The organism is Nonomuraea sp. NPDC050536, assembly GCF_044457685.1.
Lineage (GTDB): Bacteria > Actinomycetota > Actinomycetes > Streptosporangiales > Streptosporangiaceae > Nonomuraea.
In genome coordinates this window covers 55,592-71,226 of the sequence record NZ_JBITHD010000011.1, presented here as the reverse complement: position 1 = coordinate 71,226, position 15,635 = coordinate 55,592, and the positions used below count along the sequence as shown (strand labels likewise).

Annotated in this window: 14 protein-coding genes; 9 read left to right on the top strand and 5 right to left on the bottom strand. The window is 69.9% G+C overall.

Annotated features, from left to right (window positions below; genetic code table 11):
* Positions 1-1,323, top strand: a complete 1,323-nt coding sequence (locus ACIBHX_RS28465) for a serine hydrolase domain-containing protein (protein WP_397070343.1) — start codon at positions 1-3, stop codon at positions 1,321-1,323.
* Between the two features lie 4 nt (positions 1,324-1,327).
* On the opposite strand, the gene ACIBHX_RS28460 is transcribed toward ACIBHX_RS28465, so the two are convergent.
* Complete coding sequence (locus ACIBHX_RS28460; RefSeq protein ID WP_397070342.1) at positions 1,328-1,969, bottom strand: TetR/AcrR family transcriptional regulator; 642 nt, start codon at positions 1,967-1,969, stop codon at positions 1,328-1,330.
* Positions 1,970-2,058: 89 nt separating this feature from the next.
* On the opposite strand from ACIBHX_RS28460, the gene ACIBHX_RS28455 reads away from it, so the two are divergent.
* Entirely contained in the window at positions 2,059-2,715 is a 657-nt protein-coding gene (locus ACIBHX_RS28455) for a hypothetical protein (protein WP_397070341.1), read from the top strand.
* A 129-nt stretch (positions 2,716-2,844) separates the two neighbouring features.
* Entirely contained in the window at positions 2,845-3,729 is an 885-nt protein-coding gene (locus tag ACIBHX_RS28450; RefSeq protein WP_397070340.1) for an LLM class flavin-dependent oxidoreductase, read from the top strand.
* Between the two features lie 58 nt (positions 3,730-3,787).
* Here ACIBHX_RS28450 and ACIBHX_RS28445 read toward each other — a convergent pair whose 3' ends face one another.
* Positions 3,788-4,237, bottom strand: coding sequence for a MarR family winged helix-turn-helix transcriptional regulator (locus ACIBHX_RS28445; RefSeq protein WP_397070339.1), 450 nt, complete (start codon positions 4,235-4,237; stop codon positions 3,788-3,790).
* Positions 4,238-4,299: 62 nt separating this feature from the next.
* Here ACIBHX_RS28445 and ACIBHX_RS28440 point away from each other — a divergent pair, with 62 nt between their 5' ends.
* The gene (locus ACIBHX_RS28440; RefSeq protein ID WP_397070338.1) at positions 4,300-5,436 is read left to right on the top strand and encodes an FAD-dependent oxidoreductase; all 1,137 of its coding nucleotides are present in this window, start codon (positions 4,300-4,302) and stop codon (positions 5,434-5,436) included.
* A gap of 227 nt (positions 5,437-5,663) precedes the next feature.
* Here ACIBHX_RS28440 and ACIBHX_RS28435 read toward each other — a convergent pair whose 3' ends face one another.
* Positions 5,664-6,506 (bottom strand): NAD(P)H-binding protein, encoded by an 843-nt coding sequence (locus ACIBHX_RS28435; RefSeq protein WP_397070337.1) that lies wholly within the window; start codon positions 6,504-6,506, stop codon positions 5,664-5,666.
* An 83-nt stretch (positions 6,507-6,589) separates the two neighbouring features.
* Between ACIBHX_RS28435 and ACIBHX_RS28430 the strand changes: the two genes are divergently transcribed.
* Genes ACIBHX_RS28430 through ACIBHX_RS28420 form a run of 3 tightly spaced genes read left to right on the top strand, consistent with a single transcriptional unit; the run spans position 6,590 to position 11,445 of the window.
* The gene (locus tag ACIBHX_RS28430) at positions 6,590-7,561 is read left to right on the top strand and encodes an AraC family transcriptional regulator (RefSeq protein WP_397070335.1); all 972 of its coding nucleotides are present in this window, start codon (positions 6,590-6,592) and stop codon (positions 7,559-7,561) included.
* Between the two features lie 9 nt (positions 7,562-7,570).
* Complete coding sequence (locus ACIBHX_RS28425; protein WP_397070334.1) at positions 7,571-10,339, top strand: BTAD domain-containing putative transcriptional regulator; 2,769 nt, start codon at positions 7,571-7,573, stop codon at positions 10,337-10,339.
* Between the two features lie 53 nt (positions 10,340-10,392).
* The gene (locus ACIBHX_RS28420; RefSeq protein WP_397070332.1) at positions 10,393-11,445 is read left to right on the top strand and encodes a serine hydrolase; all 1,053 of its coding nucleotides are present in this window, start codon (positions 10,393-10,395) and stop codon (positions 11,443-11,445) included.
* 14 nt (positions 11,446-11,459) lie between these two features.
* Here the strand turns inward: ACIBHX_RS28420 and ACIBHX_RS28415 are convergent, their stop codons facing one another.
* Positions 11,460-11,852: a hypothetical protein gene (locus ACIBHX_RS28415; RefSeq protein WP_397070331.1), complete on the bottom strand. Its 393-nt coding sequence runs from the start codon at positions 11,850-11,852 to the stop codon at positions 11,460-11,462.
* A 609-nt stretch (positions 11,853-12,461) separates the two neighbouring features.
* On the opposite strand from ACIBHX_RS28415, the gene ACIBHX_RS28410 reads away from it, so the two are divergent.
* The gene (locus ACIBHX_RS28410; RefSeq protein WP_397070330.1) at positions 12,462-13,877 is read left to right on the top strand and encodes an alpha/beta hydrolase; all 1,416 of its coding nucleotides are present in this window, start codon (positions 12,462-12,464) and stop codon (positions 13,875-13,877) included.
* 60 nt (positions 13,878-13,937) lie between these two features.
* Here the strand turns inward: ACIBHX_RS28410 and ACIBHX_RS28405 are convergent, their stop codons facing one another.
* Complete coding sequence (locus ACIBHX_RS28405) at positions 13,938-14,384, bottom strand: STAS domain-containing protein (RefSeq protein WP_397070329.1); 447 nt, start codon at positions 14,382-14,384, stop codon at positions 13,938-13,940.
* A 599-nt stretch (positions 14,385-14,983) separates the two neighbouring features.
* Between ACIBHX_RS28405 and ACIBHX_RS28400 the strand changes: the two genes are divergently transcribed.
* Positions 14,984-15,568 (top strand): SRPBCC family protein, encoded by a 585-nt coding sequence (locus ACIBHX_RS28400; protein WP_397070328.1) that lies wholly within the window; start codon positions 14,984-14,986, stop codon positions 15,566-15,568.
* Positions 15,569-15,635 lie beyond the last annotated feature (67 nt).

The following is a 15,635-nucleotide window of genomic DNA, read 5'->3' as shown; positions in this document are numbered from 1 at the left end:
ATGGCTGACCTCAACCACCTGCAGAGCCTGCTCGACAACGAGGCCGAATCCCTCCACGTCCCCGGCGCGGCCGTCGGCGTGCTGTTCGACGGCGCGGAGCACGTCCTGACCACCGGTGTCACCAGCGTCGACGCGCCGGCACCCGTGACGGGCGACACGCTGTTCCAGATCGGGTCGACCACCAAGACGGTCACGGCGACGGCGATCATGCATCTCGTCGAGCGCGGCCGGCTCGACCTGGACGGGCGCGTGCGGCAGTACCTGCCCGGCTTCCGGCTCGCCGACGAGCAGGCCGCGGACCGGTTGACCGTCCGGCATCTGCTCACCCACACGGGCGGGTTCCTCGGCGACATCGACGACGGCGACAGCTGGGACACCTCGGCGCTGGCCGCCTCGATCCGTACCTACGACCGGCTGCCGCAGCTCTTCCCGCCCGGCGCGCTCGCCTCCTACAACAACGCCGGTTTCCGGCTGCTCGGCCGGATCATCGAGGTCGTGTACGGCGAGCCGTACGAGAGCGCTGTCCGGCGCATCGTGCTCGAACCCCTGGGCATGAACGACAGCTTCTTCTTCCCCTGGGAGGTCGCCACCCGGCCGCATGCCGTCGGGCACGCCGTACGCGAGGAAGGACCGCAGGTCGCGCACACGTGGGGGCTGTTCCGCGAAGGCATGGCCGAGGGCGGGCTGGTGTCGTCGGTACGCGACCAGCTCCGCTACGCCGCCTTCCACCTGGGCGCGGGCGGCGAGGAGCCGGTCGGCGCCGCCACCAGGGAGCTGATGCAGAGGCAGCACGTCGAGGTCGGCGTGCCGTGGACCGGCATCGGGCTGCCGTGGCTGCTGGAGGAGCAGGCGGGCGTGCGGCTGGTCTCGCACGGCGGCAACATCGGCAACCTGCAGCTGTCGACGTTCGTGCTGGCGCCCGAACACGGCTTCGCCGTCACCACGCTCACCAACTCCGCGCCGGGCAAGGTGCTGGCCAAGCTCGTGACCGACTGGTGCCTGGAGCACCTGCTTGACGCCAAGCCGCAGCCGGTACGGCTGACGCTGCGCGACCCCGCGCCCGAGTACGCGGGCAGCTACGACGCGGGCCAGTGGACCTTCGAGGTCGACAAGGACCTGACGGCGCGCTTCGTCCTGCGTCCCGACCTGGTGGCCGCGGGCGTCGAGGGCATGCCCGACATGTCTCTCGCCCTGGTCGAGGGCGGCGACGACGTGACGATCGCCACCGACCCCGTGCGTGCCGTCGGCCGGTTCCTGCGGGACGACGCGGGCGACATCGCCTTCCTCCACCTGGGCGGCAGAGCGGCCAGGCGCATCCGCTGACGATTCAGCGGGTCCCCGTCGCGGGGGTGATGAGGGTTTCGATGCCTGTGCAGAGCAGGTGGATGCTCAGGTGGAACTTCTCGTCCTGGCTGCGGCGGGGAGTCTGGTCGATGGTCAGGGGGAAGCGGGTGCGCAGGTCGACGTAGCGCTCCGCGGTGATGGCGGGGGCCTGGGATTCGCTCTGCTCCTGGAGGACGAATCCGGTGATGTGGCTCAGTAGCGTGTCGGCGGCTATGCCGCGGTGCGCGGTGGGGACGCCGGCGTCCAGGAGGGTTCGGAGGAGGCGTTCCATCAGGGACAGGCCTCCGGTGCTGAGCACCTTGGGACTGTCGGCCAGGAGGATGGCGCCGCCCGGGTGCTCCTGGAGGCTCTGACGGAGGGTCACGGCCTGGACCTCGACCTGGTCACGCCAGGTGGCCTCGGCAGGGAGGGCCTCGAGGGCGACCGTACCCGTGTCGTAGGCGTGCTGGCAGACGCGGTCGGCCATCATCGCGAGCAGGTCGTTCTTGCTCTTGACGTGGTAGTAGAGGCTGCCCGCCCTGGCGTCGAGGCGCTCGGCCACCTGGCGCATGGACAGACCGTGGTAGCCGAGTTCGGCGAAGGTGGCCATCCCCGCGTCGACGATTCGCTCCTGGGTGAGCTTCATGGCGCTAACGTAGCGCATTTTGAACAGTGTTTGAATCCTGTGGTAGCGTCGCCGTCGACGGTTTCTAACAGTGTTCGAAAGGGGCTCCCGTGAGTGGGCTGCTGTTCTTCGCGACCACGGCCGCGCTGATGGTGATGATGATCAACAGCGGGCTGGCGCTGGTCGGGCGGGACACGGTGCGCGAGCGGCCCATCCCGTGGGCCGCGGTGGGGCTCACCGCGCTGGCCGTGGCGGGGGTCGTGATCCAGTTGTTCTGGGCCGGGGCGATGGACGCGCTCGACAGCGACCCGGCCAAGACCGGGTGGTGGCGGGTCGTGACCTCGGTCTTCATGCAGAACGGGGGAGTGGCGGGCACCCTGTGGAACGTCGTGACGCTGGCCGTCGTGGCGGGGCTGGCGCAGTGGTTCTGGGGCGGGCCGTTGACGGTGGTGCTCTTCGCGGGCGGCATCTTCCTGCCGGAGCGGATGGACGCGCTCCTGGGAATGGGCGGGCCCAGCACCGATCCCCGCAACTTCGCCGGCAGTTCGGGGGCCACCTATTTCCTGGGGGCGACCCTGGCCACGGCGCTCTTGATGCGGACCCGGGTCCCGAAGCAGCGGCTGCTCGCTGTCGCCGTGCCCGTGCTCGGGCTGGTGATGTGGTTCGCGCAGAGCAACGGGCACGGGCTGGTGGCCGTCTACGGGTTCGTCGCCGGGCTGCCGGCGTGGGGCGCGTGGCGGGGCTTCGAGGCCCGCCGAGCACGGTGATCCAGTCGGCGCTGCGCCTGCCCGGCCGGCTGGGGTCAACACCCGGTCAAGCGCGCCCTGGGTGTGCTCGGGTGAGGCGGCCGGGGTAGAAACGTAGACCTTATGGAGTACAGCAAGAAGGGTACGTTGATGCTTCGGTTTGGAATCCAGCTCGCCCCCACGGCCGCGCAGGTGAGCTCGATCCGCGAGCTGGCGCGGATGGCCGATCATGAGGGGCTCGACCTGCTCGGGGTGCAGGATCATCCCTACGCTGCCGATCACGTGGACGCGTTCGCGTTGATGGCCACCGTGTTGGCGGAGACCGAGCGGCTGCGGGTGTTCCCCGATGTGGCCAACCTGCCGCTGCGCGGCCCGGCGATGCTCGGCAAGGCGGCGGCCGGGCTCGATCTGCTGAGCGGTGGCCGGTTCGAGCTGGGGCTCGGGTCGGGCGGCTTCTGGCCGGCGATCGCCTCCATGGGCGGCCCGTCGCGTACCTCGGCCGAGGCCTTGCAGGCGATGGAGGAGGGGATCGAGATCATCCGCGCCATGTGGCGGCCGGGTGAGCGGGTGCGTGTCGAGGGCGAGCACTACACGGTCAAGGGCGTGCACGCGGGACCGGCGCCGGCGCACCGGGTCGGCATCTGGGTGGGCAGCGTGGGTCCGCGCGCCCACGCCGTGACCGGGCGGCTGGCGGACGGCTGGGCGGCGCCGATCCCGCACTACCTGCCCTACGAGAAGTGGCGGCCCTCCCAGGACGTCATCGACAAGGCCGCCCGCGACGCCGGTCGGGACCCCGCCTCGATCACCCGGATGGCGCAGTTGGTGGGCGACATCACCGAGACCCCGGCACCCGTACGCCTGGAGGGCGAGAACCCGATCAGGACCAGCGCGCGGGAGTGGGCGAAAATCCTCGCCGGGCTGGCCACCGAGACGGGTTTCGACACCTTCGTCTACTGGCCCGAGAACCCCGACGCCACCCAGCTGCTGCGCTGGGCCCGCGAGGTCGTCCCTGCCACCCGCGCCCTCCTGGCCTGACCCGTCCGAAGGATCGCGTGGCCGGTGGCGCGCGCATGGACGTACCAGTGCGGGAATGTCAATGACCGTCGCGCAGGTCCTTGGTGGCCGTGCGGTAGGCCTGGCCGACGCGGGCGAACATGTCCAGCAGCAGCGGCACCTGCTCCGGTCCGTAGTGCATGCCGACCTTCTCCAGGTGCCGCCTGGAGGCCTCGCAGGCGGCCTCGTAGTCGCCCAGGCCACCTTCGATCAGCTCCACGGTGACCGTGCGCCGATCGCGTTCGCCGCGCACCCGGCGCACATAGCCCGCCTTCTCCAGCCGGTCGATCAGCCGGGTCGTGGAGGCGGACGGCAGCCCGAGCTCCTCGGAGATCGTTCCCACAGCGAGCGGCCCGCGCATCTCCAGCAGGATCGTGGCGGCGACGTCGACCGGTTGCAGGCCGAGCCGGTCGGCGACCGCCTCGTTGTGGAGCAGCACCGCGATCAGGAACTCACGGAAAACAGCATCGTCCGGACGGTTGTGGGCCACTTTCCTAACCTACTCCACCGCGATGTATCTTCGAATCGAAGATACTCCGCTTTGGAGGAGATATGGAGATTCTTGTCATCGGCGCCGGGGTGGGCGGGCTCGCGGTCGCGCGCGGTCTGCTGGCGGAAGGTCACCGGGTGCGGGTCTACGAGCAGGCGCCGGCCCGGCGGACGGGCGGCAAGGCGGTGCTCATCTGGAGCAACGGCACCGCCGTACTGAACGATTTGGGCGTCAGCCTGGACGGGGCCGGCTGCCGCATCGACCGGATCGACGCGCTGACCTCCGACGGCCGGTTGCGCACCAGCATGAACATCGCCCACGCGGCAGGCCGCTTCGGCTTCGAGACCAAGGCGATTCCCCGTCATGACCTGCATCAACGCCTGTCCGACGGCTTGCCCGACGATCTCGTCCGGTACGGCATGGCCTGCCAGAGTGTGACGCAGGACGAGGGCGGGGTCACGGCGACGTTCGCTGACGGGTCGACGGCCACGGGCGATCTGCTCATCGGAGCCGACGGCCACCACTCGGTGGTACGGCGCCACCTGTGGGGTGACGGCTCCGTCCAGCCGGCGACCTTCGGCACCTGGCAGGGCCTGAGCCCGATCGACATCGATCTCACCGGGACGAACCACCACCTCATGATCACCGGCCGAGAGGGCGCGTGCGGGCTCATGCCGGGCGGGGACGGCCTGCTGCAGTGGTGGTTCGACGTGCGCTGGTCACCTACGGACCCGCAGCCGGCCAGTCCGCTGGCCGAGCTGAGGCGCAGGTTCGGGCACTGGGCTTCGCCCGTCCCTGAGGTGCTGGCCGCCGCCACCGAGGAGGACCTCAACTTCTTCGGGCACCACTGGAACAAGGTCCGGGAGGTGGTGGGGGAGGGCCGCATCACCCTGATCGGCGATGCCGCCCACACCATGCCGCCCACCCTGGGGCAGGGTGCCAACCAGACCCTCGAGGACGCGTGGGTGCTCGGGCGCGAGCTCACTAAGGGCGGCGACGATCCCGCGGTACGGCTGCGCGCCTACGAGAAGGCCCGGTACCCGCACATCTCCCTGGTCTCCCGGATGGCCAAGCGCAACCCCGCCAACTTGCGCATCCCCCCGCTGATCGGCCGCCTGATCCCCGAAACCGCGCAGACCCCTCTGCTCGCCCGCTTCAGCAACCGCCTCACCGAGGTCCCCGCTCTCCAATCCGCCTGACCATCCGGGTACCACTTGACGGAGCCACCAGCTTCGGAACTCATGCTGCGTCCGAACATTGTGGCGTGGTCGCGCATCTAATCCCTGTGAGAGCACCGACCAGCGTGCGGCTGGCGACTCTCCTCCGATGGGCCGCCGTCCCGTGGTTGTGCGGGGCGGCGCGACCTATCCACGCGGGGGGCGTCCCCTCGAGCGCGGCGACGAGGGCGTGATCGCTCGCCCAGTCCTCAAGACGCTGGTGCGCTGCTGAAGGAACCCGCGGCCGCGGCCTCGGCGACGTATTCCTCGAAGGGCCTGGGCGGCCGGCTCAGGGCGCGTTCCACCCCGTCGGACAGCGCGGCGGACCCGCCGTCGCGGACGGACACCAGGAGATCGGTGAGCAGCAGCGCGACGTCGCGAGGGACGCCCTCGGCGACCCGGCGTTCGACGTAACTGTCCGGGTCCACGTCGAGGTGGCGGATCGTCCGTCCGGTGGCCCGGCCGATGAGGTCGGCCGCCTCGCCGAAGCTGATCGCCCGCGGGCCGGTCAGCTGGTACTCCTGGCCGTCGTGGCGTTCCTCGGTCAGCGCCGACGCGGCGACCGCGGCGATGTCCTCGGCGTCGACGAACGGCGTGCGCCCGTCACCGGTGGGCAGCGCCAGGGTCCCGTGCAGGATCCCCGGCAGGAAGAACGCCTCGCTGAAGTTCTGCGAGAACCAGGTCGGCCGCAGGATGGTCCAGGCGGCGCCGGAGTCGCGCACGGCCTGCTCGGCGGCCTTGAGCGGATGGTCGTCGCCGGCCTTCCCCACGTCGTGGGCCGACAGCAGCACCAGCCGCCGCACGCCCGCGCCGACCGCCTCGGTGACGAGCCGGGGGAAGCGCGCCTGGCGGTCCACGCCCGCCCGAAGGTCGGGCTCGACGAGGTAGGCGGCGGTCACGCCGTCGAACGCGGAAGCCCAGGTGTCCGGGTCGCCCAGATCGAACCCGCTGGAGCGGGATGCGGTCCGTACCGGCAGGCCGGCGGAGTGGAGGCGCTGGACGATGCGGCGACCGGTCTTGCCGGTGCCGCCGAGGATCAGGATGTCTTTCATACCGCCCAGCGAACTCCATCGGCACTTAGACGATCCATGGGAGAACGTCGTAGATACCTTTGTGATCGTCTAACGTGGGCCGTATGGACGTTCTGAGCGATCTGTTGCACCGGGCCCGGGCCAGGAACGCGATGGTCAGGCAGCTGATCCAGCGTCCGCCCTGGTCGCTGACGTTCGACGACGTCCCTCCGCTCACCGTCGTGGCCACGCTCGGCGGCCGGGCGTCGATCCGGCTCGACGACACCGGCACACCCCCGGCCGGCCTCGCCGCGGGCGACATCGCCCTCATCAGCGGGACCAGTCGCTACACGATCGCCGACGGCCCGTCCACCCCGCCGCAGGCCGTGGTCCGCGGCGGAAAGAAATACTTCGTCGAGGAAACGGCGGGGATCCAGCGCAGTCTGGCTCCGCGTACCTACGGCGACGGGCTGCCCGGGGCCACGATCATGCTCCGGGGGGCCTACGAACTCCGCGGCGACGTGGGCGATCGCCTGCTGACCATGCTGCCGCCGCTGGCGGTCGTGCCCGCGGGGCCGCGGACCCGGGCGGCGCTGGATCAGCTCGCCACCGAGGCCGCCTGCGACGAGCCCGGCCAGGACGCCGTACTCGACCGTCTGCTCGATCTCGTGCTCGTGCTCGCGCTGCGGGCCTGGTGCGCCGGCCAGGACTCGGCGCTGCCCGCATGGTGCCGGGCGCTGACCGATCCCGCCATCGGCGACGCGCTGCGTCTCCTGCACGAGGACCCCGCCCGCCGCTGGACGGTCGCCGCGCTGGCCGCCGAGGTCGGCATGTCCCGCGCCGCCTTGGCCGCACGCTTCGCCTGCCTGGTCGGCGAGCCTCCGCTCACCTATCTCACCGGCTGGCGCATGACCCTCGCCGCGGACCTGCTGCGCGACACCGACGCCACGATCGCCACCGTGGCCCGCAAGGTCGGCTACGAGGACGCGTTCGCCTTCAGCGTCGCCTTCAAACGCGCCCGCGGGATCACCCCCTCGTCCTGGCGCCGCCCCCTGCGGCCCCAGGTCGCGATCACCGAAACCCTCGGCGACGTATAACCTGTCCCGGTGACATCGGGGGTTTGGGTAGGGATTCTCGGGCCCGCGCAGGCCCGGCACGACGGGGTGGAGCTGGATCTGGGCGCACCCAGGCAGCGTGCCCTGCTGGCCTGCCTCGCCCTGGCCGAGGGGCGGCCCGTCACCCTGGACCAGCTGATCGAGGCGTTGTGGGAGGACGACCCCGCGCCGACGGTCACCCCGATGGTCCGCAGCTACGTCTCGCGCCTGCGCAAGGTTCTCGGTCACGAGCGCCTCGTCCGGCTCGGCGGCGGCTACGCGCTGCGCGAGGTCGGCACGGACCTCGCCGAGTTCCACGCACTGGCCGCTCAGGGGCAGCACCGCCGCGCGCTCGCGCTGTGGCGCGGCGATGCCGTCCCCGAGCTCACCGGCAGGTACGGCGAGGCCCAGCGGACCCGGCTCGAAGACCTCCGCCTGTCGGCGACCGAGGCGGCCTGCGAGCGGGAGCTGGCCGACGGTGCGGCGGACGGCCTCATAGCCGAGCTGCTCGACCTCGTGGCCCGCAGCCCCCTGCGGGAGCGGCCGCGCGGCCTGCTCATGCGGGCCTACGCGGCCGCCGGGCGCCGCGAGGAGGCGCTGGCCGTCTACGCCGGGTTCCAGCAGCTGCTGGCCGAGGAGCTGGGCCTCGATCCCGGGCCCGAGCTGGCCACGTTGCACCAGAGCCTGCTGGCCGGCGCGGGTCCGCGTCCGGCTCGTCTGGTTGCCGGCCCGGCACAGCTCCCGCCGGACATCAGCGACTTCACCGGCCGCGCCACCCAGGTGGACGAGCTGTTGACGGAGCTGCGGACGGAGCGGGAGCGCGCCCCGGTCGTGTCCGTGGTCTCGGGCATCGGCGGGGTCGGGAAGACGACGCTCGCCCTCCATGTCGCGCATGCCGTACGGAGAGACTTTCCCGACGGGCAGCTGTACGTGGACCTGCAGGGAGCCGGGCCCGCGCCGGCGGATCCCGCGGCGGCGCTGACGGCGTTCCTGCACGCGCTGGGCGTCGGCGACCAGGACATCCCCGACGCGCCGCAGGAACGGTCGGCGCTGTTCCGTTCGCTCGTGTCCGGCCGGCGGATGCTCGTCGTGCTCGACAACGCGGCCGACGCCGCCCAGGTCACACCGCTGCTGCCCGGGGACCACGGGTGCGGCGTGCTGGTGACCAGCCGGGTCAGGTTGCACGGTCTGGACGGCGCGCGAGTCCTGGACCTGACCGTCCTCGACGGGGACGAGGCGGTGGCGCTGCTTACGAAGATCATCGGTCCCGAGCGGGTGGCGGCGGAGCCCGAGCAGGCACGGCGGCTGGCCGAGCTGTGCGGCCACCTGCCGCTGGCCGTACGCGTCGCCGGGGCCCGGCTGGCCTCGCGTAGCTCGTGGACGATCGCGTCGATGGTCGGCAGGCTGGCCGGCGAGCGTGACCGGCTCAGGGCGCTGCGCGTGCTGAACCTGGCCGTGGAGAGCAGCTTCGAACTGTCCTACCGCCAGCTCGACCCCGGCTGCGCTCGCGCGTTCCGGCTCGTCGCCGTGCCCGACAGCGAGGACCTGTCGCTGTCGTCGGCCGCCGCGCTCCTCGACCTGGACGAGGTCGAGGCGGAGCAGCTGCTGGAGAACCTGGTCGACCTCAGCCTGCTCGAATCACCCGCGGCCGGCCGCTACCGCTTCCACGACCTGCTCAAGGTGTACGCGCGCCAGCAGGCCGACGACGAACGCGAGCGGGCCCTGGCACGGCTGGTGGTCCATCTGCTGGCCACTCTGCAGAGCGCCTGCGAGGTGTGGCGGCTGGCCCTGTACTGGGCGGCTCCGCGTGTGCGCGGCGGCCTGCCCTTCGCCGGGACCGCGGAGGCCGATCGCTGGCTGGCCGCCGAGCTGGCGGGGATCTGGCCCGTGGTGGCGCAGAGCGGCGACGCCGTGGCGGTGCGCCTGCTGCGGCTGCTCGAGGAGCGGGTGGACCGGATGGTGCACCACGGGGAGTTCCGTAGGACCGCCGAGGCCGTCAAGCAGAGCGCCGAGGCCCGCGGCGACCTCGAGACCGCCACGGGCGCCGCCTGCGTGCTGGGCAGCGTGTTCTTCACGCTGGGCGACCGCGCTCAGGCCGAGCCGGTGCTGCGCGCGGCCGCGGGCCACGCCCGCGACAGGATCCTGCTCAGCGAGATCACCACGCTGCTCGCACTCGTCATCGCCAGCCGCGGCGACTACCCGGCCGCCGCGGAGACCGCACTGGCGGCGGTGGAGGCCGGGCGCGGGTCCGGCGATCCGGCCGCCGAGGCACGGGCACTGACGAACCTCGCCCAGATCCAGCTCCGCACCGGCCAGGCCGAGGAGGCGCTCGGGCACATCACCGCGGCCGTCGAACTCGTCAGGCCCATCAAGACCGTGGACTTCGAGGTCTCGATCATGGGCGATGTGCTGTCGGTACTCGAACGGCACGCCGAGGCCATCCGGTGCTACACGGAGGCGCTCGAGGCCCACCGCGCGCAGGGGCTCGTCCAAATGAGCGTCGAGGACCTGGTACGGCTGGCCGACGCGCACCGGCGGACGGGAGATCTGGAGCAGGCCCTCGCCCACGCCGACGAGGGGCTGGCGTTGTCGCGAGAGATCGAGGACCCGATCAACGAGGCCCACGCCCTACTCTCGCGCGGCCAGGCCCTGGTGGAGCTCGGCAAGCCCGACGAGGGCCGGGAGTGCCTGCGCCAGTCGCTGGCCCTCTACGACGGCCTCGACATCACCTCACCCCGCCTGGAGCGCATCCGAGAGTCCCTCACACGCCACGCTGACTGACAGTCGGCCACGTGTTACGTTGGGTGATCGGCGGAGGTCGCTGAGGAGGCATCATGGCTGGGCCGTTTCCCGACCCTTATCCCACACTTCTGGGCGACGATCCGGCGCTGGGGTCGGCTCTCGAAGTCGCGATCGAGGAAGCCCTGAGGTCTCCTCTCATCGAGCATCCGCTGCGCGTGGCGATCTCCATCGCGGCCATCGACGAGACGACCTCGCCCCTGGATTTCAAGCACGCCGGACATCGGTACGGGGAGACGTTCTTCTCGGCGAGCCTGCTGAAGGTGGCCGCGATGTACGCCGCGTTCGAACTGCGGCGCAGCGTCAACGCCCTGGCGGCCGGATCATTCACCTCGAGCGAGCTGTTCGCCCTGCTGCACAGCGAGTTCGACAAGCCGATCAGCGAAGCCGTTCCCGCCATCGCCCGGGAGCCGGGCTTGAGCGGCGTGCCGCGGCGTCCGAACTACGAGGCCATCTTCACCACCATCCCGCTGGTGGACGGCGGGCTGGCCTGCGAGTTCAACGGCTTCTTCCTGACCAACCTGCGCCGCATGATGATCAACAGCGACAACAACGCGGCGTCTGCGTGCATCCAGGCACTCGGCTACAGCTGGATCAACGGGACACTGCACGCGGGCGGGTTCTTCTTCCCTCCCGCGCAGTCCGGGATCTGGCTCGCGGGCACGTTCACGCAGGCGCTGACGGCGGTGCGGATTCCGAGCGCCAATGACGGGCAGGTCGCCCAGGCGACGACCTGCTTCGACATGGCGAACCTGTACGCGCACATCTTCAGCGGCACCCTGGTGGATCAAGCCAGCTCGAACGACATGCTGGCCATCCTGGCCACCAGCGCGACGGTCGGCGACGACCCGTCGTACATGGACTTCACCCGACGAGCCCTGACACCCCGGTCCTTCACGGTGACCCACACGAAGATCGGTCTCGGTCCGCTGAAGACCGGTCAGATGGTGACGTCGGACGGCTCGATTGTCGAGCACGGCGACTCGGGCCGCAGATTCGTCGTGGTGTGGCAGAACAACTTCCAGGACAAGGACTCGCTGGAATCCATCGGCTTCATCGTGGAGCGGACGATCCAGCAGGTCATCTAGCCTGCGCTACGTCCCTACCGCACGCCGATCCACGTCCACATGCCCATGAACCGGTGGCCGTCGACCGGGCACCACACCGCGTAGCGGCCCCTGTGCAGCCTGACGGTGAGCGTTGTCGAACCGCCGGGACGCAGGAAGCTCGACCTCGCGCTGACTCCGCGCCCCGCGATGGCGAAGCCGTGGACAACGGTTCCCGCGTTCCTGATCGTGAAGGTGACGGAGCCGTGGTGGAAGATTCTCTGTGAGAGCCCGATGTGGCCGTCCACCAGTCTTACTGTGGCGCTGGCCCTCGCGGCGCTTTGCGACGCCGCCACGGCGGCCGTGCCCGTGCCCATCGTGAGAGTCAGGGTGGTCGATGCGAGCACCATCGCCAGGGACGCGCCCGCGAGGCGATTTGCAGCAAACATGATTGCCCCCTTTCGTCGTGCCGTCGATGTCAGCTATGGCATCGTATTCGCCATTCTCTCGCACACCCGAGTAACGCTTTACCCACGAGATCTCCAGCAGCGCGCAGAGCATTCACCAGACAAGTTTTACGGGTTTGGACGGCCGCTTGAAAATGTGCCCGGCCGGCTGAAATATAGTCCCTAGGGCTGTATCAACGATGAGGTAGGTGATCTGCCCTTTCCGGCTGCGGCGTTCGATCCTCGCCGCAGCGGTGGTGCCGTGCGGCATTTGCTTCTCCGGTCAATTCTTGCGCGGCCGCATCTCGTTATGGGGCGCGCGAATTCGTCGGCGGTGCGGCGCTCAGGCCCGTCGGCGCCGGGTGACACAGCCGCACTGCATTACCGTTCAGCTGCGGCAGAAAGGCCCCCATTCTCACGGACGGCGGGTACTCAGGCCGGTCTGATCGAGCAGTCCCCAGAATCGGCACTTGTGCTGTGCGGCGTAGCCGGATTGAGTTTCCTGTAGGACCGCCCCATGTCGAACAGGGAGAGCAGTCCGGCCGTCTGGCTGAGCTGGATCGGACGTTCGGCCGATGTGCATGATCCGGTACGCGAGCAGCATTGCCTGCCATGAACCATGCCCTCCTGGCGCTCGTCCTGGCGCTGCCTCCGACCCCGGCGCCCGCTCCTGGGCCCGTCTCCTGGCACTCATGCGGAGAGCAGCAGGCGGAGTGCGGCTCCGTGGCGGTGCCGCTCGATTGGGACTCCCCGGACGGTCCCAAGATCAAGCTGTCGGTCGTACGCCGCAAGGCCACCGGAGAGCGCCTCGGCACGCTCTTCTTCAATCCCGGCGGCCCCGGCGGCCAGGCCGTGATGCTGCTGCGCGACTACCCGTCGTACGCCGTCAGTGGCGAGTTGCTGCGCCGGTTCGACGTGGTGGGCATCGACCCGCGCGGAGTCGGTGAGAGCTCGGCCGTGAAGTGCGAGCGGCCGGTCCACGACCCGTCCGTGACGGAGTTCCCCCAGACGTTAGCCGGGTACCGCGCGCTGGTGACCCACAACCGGACCGTAGGCGCGAGCTGCCTTGCGGGCACCGGACGCCTGCTCGGTGAGATCGACACCACGAGCGTGGCCCGCGACTTCGACGCGGTCAGGGCAGCGTTGGGGGAGTCGAAGATCAGTTTCCTGGGCAAGTCCTACGGCACCATGCTGGGCACCGAGTACGCGCGGCTGTTCCCCGGCAAGGTCCGCACCATGGCGCTCGACGGCGCGGTCGACCACAGCCTCAGCTCCGAACGGCTCGTCGCCGACGCCTCCGTCGCCGTCGAGGACTCCTTCGAGCGCTTCGCCGACTGGTGCGCCCAGACGCCGACCTGCGCGCTGCACGGCCGCGACGTCACACAGGTCTGGGACGATCTGGTGGCCAGAGCCGAGCGCGAGCCCATCCCGGTCAAGGGCGGCCGTCCGCTGACCGGGGAAGAACTGCGCTACGTCGCCTATGTCTTCCTCAACCAGCTTCCCGAGTACGGCGGGGGTCTGGCCGCCGGCATCGTCCAGGCGGAGAACGGCAACGCCGAGATCTTCTCGTCCGTCCGCGGCGCAGCCCTCGAAGACGCGGCGAGCACGGCGGCCTATCGGTCGATCCTGTGCCTCGACATCGCCCACGGCATCAGCGGCTACCGTGATCTGCGTGCCCGGCTCGACCGGGTCAGGACGCTGTCGCCGCACATGAAGGGCACCTCGGAGTTCTGGGACATGACAGCGGGGTGCGTAGGCTGGCCGATTCCGCCGACCAACCCGCAACGTCGGCTGGAGGTGCGCGGCGTCCCGCCGGTGCTCGTGATCGGCAACACCCACGACCCCGCGACCCCGCTGTCCTGGGCCCGCAGTCTGTCATCGCACATCCGCGGCTCCGGTCTGCTGGTGAATGACGAGAACGGCGGCAACGGACACAGCTCGTATCTCAGGGCATCCTGCGCCACGGCCCGCATCGACGAGTATCTGGTGTCAGGCACCCTTCCCCCGACCGGGACCATCTGCCGATAGGACCCAGACGTGGTACGGCAGGGCAGCATCTGCTTCCGAGGGCGGTGGCTGGACGTTGGCTCAGTAGCCGAAGGCGTGGCGATGCGTCCGGGGCTGCGGGCTGCCGTTCGATATGGCGGTGAAGGCCTCATCGAGGGTGGGATAGACGTTCAGGCGGGACAGGACGGCGGTGATCTGCATGACCCGCAGCGGCCTGGATTGCACGCCTGCCAGGTAGAGGCTGCCACCGTCTCGTTCCGCATCGGTGTGCGCGTGGAGCAGCACGCTCAGACCTTTGCAGTCCAGGAAGCTCATCCCGGACACGTCGACGACCAGCGGCCGGCCCGCGCGCCGTCCATGGGTGATGACGGCTTTCAGCTGTTCGGAGGTGGTGGTGTCGACCTCGCCTTTCACCCTGATGAGCGTGCTGGAGGACAACTGGCTGCTGGTCACCGTGAGTGCGGTCATCGCATCCCTCCCACCTTCGGAGCCGGCAAGCGCGTGATCGAGTCCCCGCATCGCCTGCATGACCGATTTGTCCCACTCAGGCTAACCCACGAAGTCGAATTCCTGAACAGTTCTTCCTCTATCTGTTTTCGACGGCGGCCAGGTCGTCGTCGGTTCGGGGAATCCACACTCGCCGGCTGATCCCAAGGCCAGACCCGCTATGCACTGCAGTGCGCAAGGCGAGGTCTCGATCACGTCAACGGTTGGCCTGCCCTCCGGGCCTCGATGTCCATATAGGTCAACACTCGACCACGGGCCGGTGCAGGATCGCGCTCGATCTCGCGGAGCCAAGCGGAGGTTGATATGCATGGATATAGGACTGGCTTCAGGGTCATGCGCTGCGGCCATCCAATACCGGGGGAAGTCGGTACATGTCGTCATGGGCGCCGGAGGCCACGATCTGCAGCCCCGGCGCCCATGCGCAGCCTGAACCCCTGATGGCCACCACGAGGACCCACACAACCAGGTCCTGAACGCATCCCCGTTGAGGCCGGGCCAGTTGGCTGCGAATCCCTGTGCTTACCCAAGGAACTCGAACGCCAATCGCCGGGCCCCGACCCGACCGCCATCCCCGGCACCTATGCGTTAGCCCTGGGGCGAGATGGGCAGGGGGCGATGCCATGAGCACAATCGAGTACTCCATAGACGTCCGAGTCCCGATCCGCGTCGCCTACAACCAGTGGACGCAGTTCGAGACGTTCCCCGAATTCATGGAAGGGGTGGAGTCGGTCAAACAGCTCACGGACACCCGCGCCGTCTGGCAGGCGGAGATCGCCGGGGTCAAGCGCGAGTTCGAGACCGAGATCGCAGAACAGCATCCGGACGAGCGCGTCGCCTGGCACACCCTGGACAAGCCGAAGCACTCAGGCGTCGTCACCTTCCACCGCCTCGACGACACCAACACCCGCGTCACCCTCCAGATGGCCTACGACCCCGAAGGCTTCGTCGAGACCGCCGGCGACTGGCTCCAGCTCGTCCGCATCCGCGTCCAGGCCGACATGCGGCGCTTCAAGGAGTTCATCGAGTCCCGGGGCGGCGAGACCGGCGCGTGGCGCGGCGACGTCCCCCGCCCGGACGCCTCCGACACGCCCCACACTCGACCGCCCGACAGTGACGAAGCGCCGTTGTCGGGTACTGGCTATCCGGTCCCCGAGGAGGGCGGCCCGGAAGGAGACACCACGCCTCGACAGGGCCCCATGGGATAGCCGGCGGCGACATCGACAACGCCCCAGGTCAGAACGTTTTCCGCGCGGACATGCGGGTAGCCGCTCG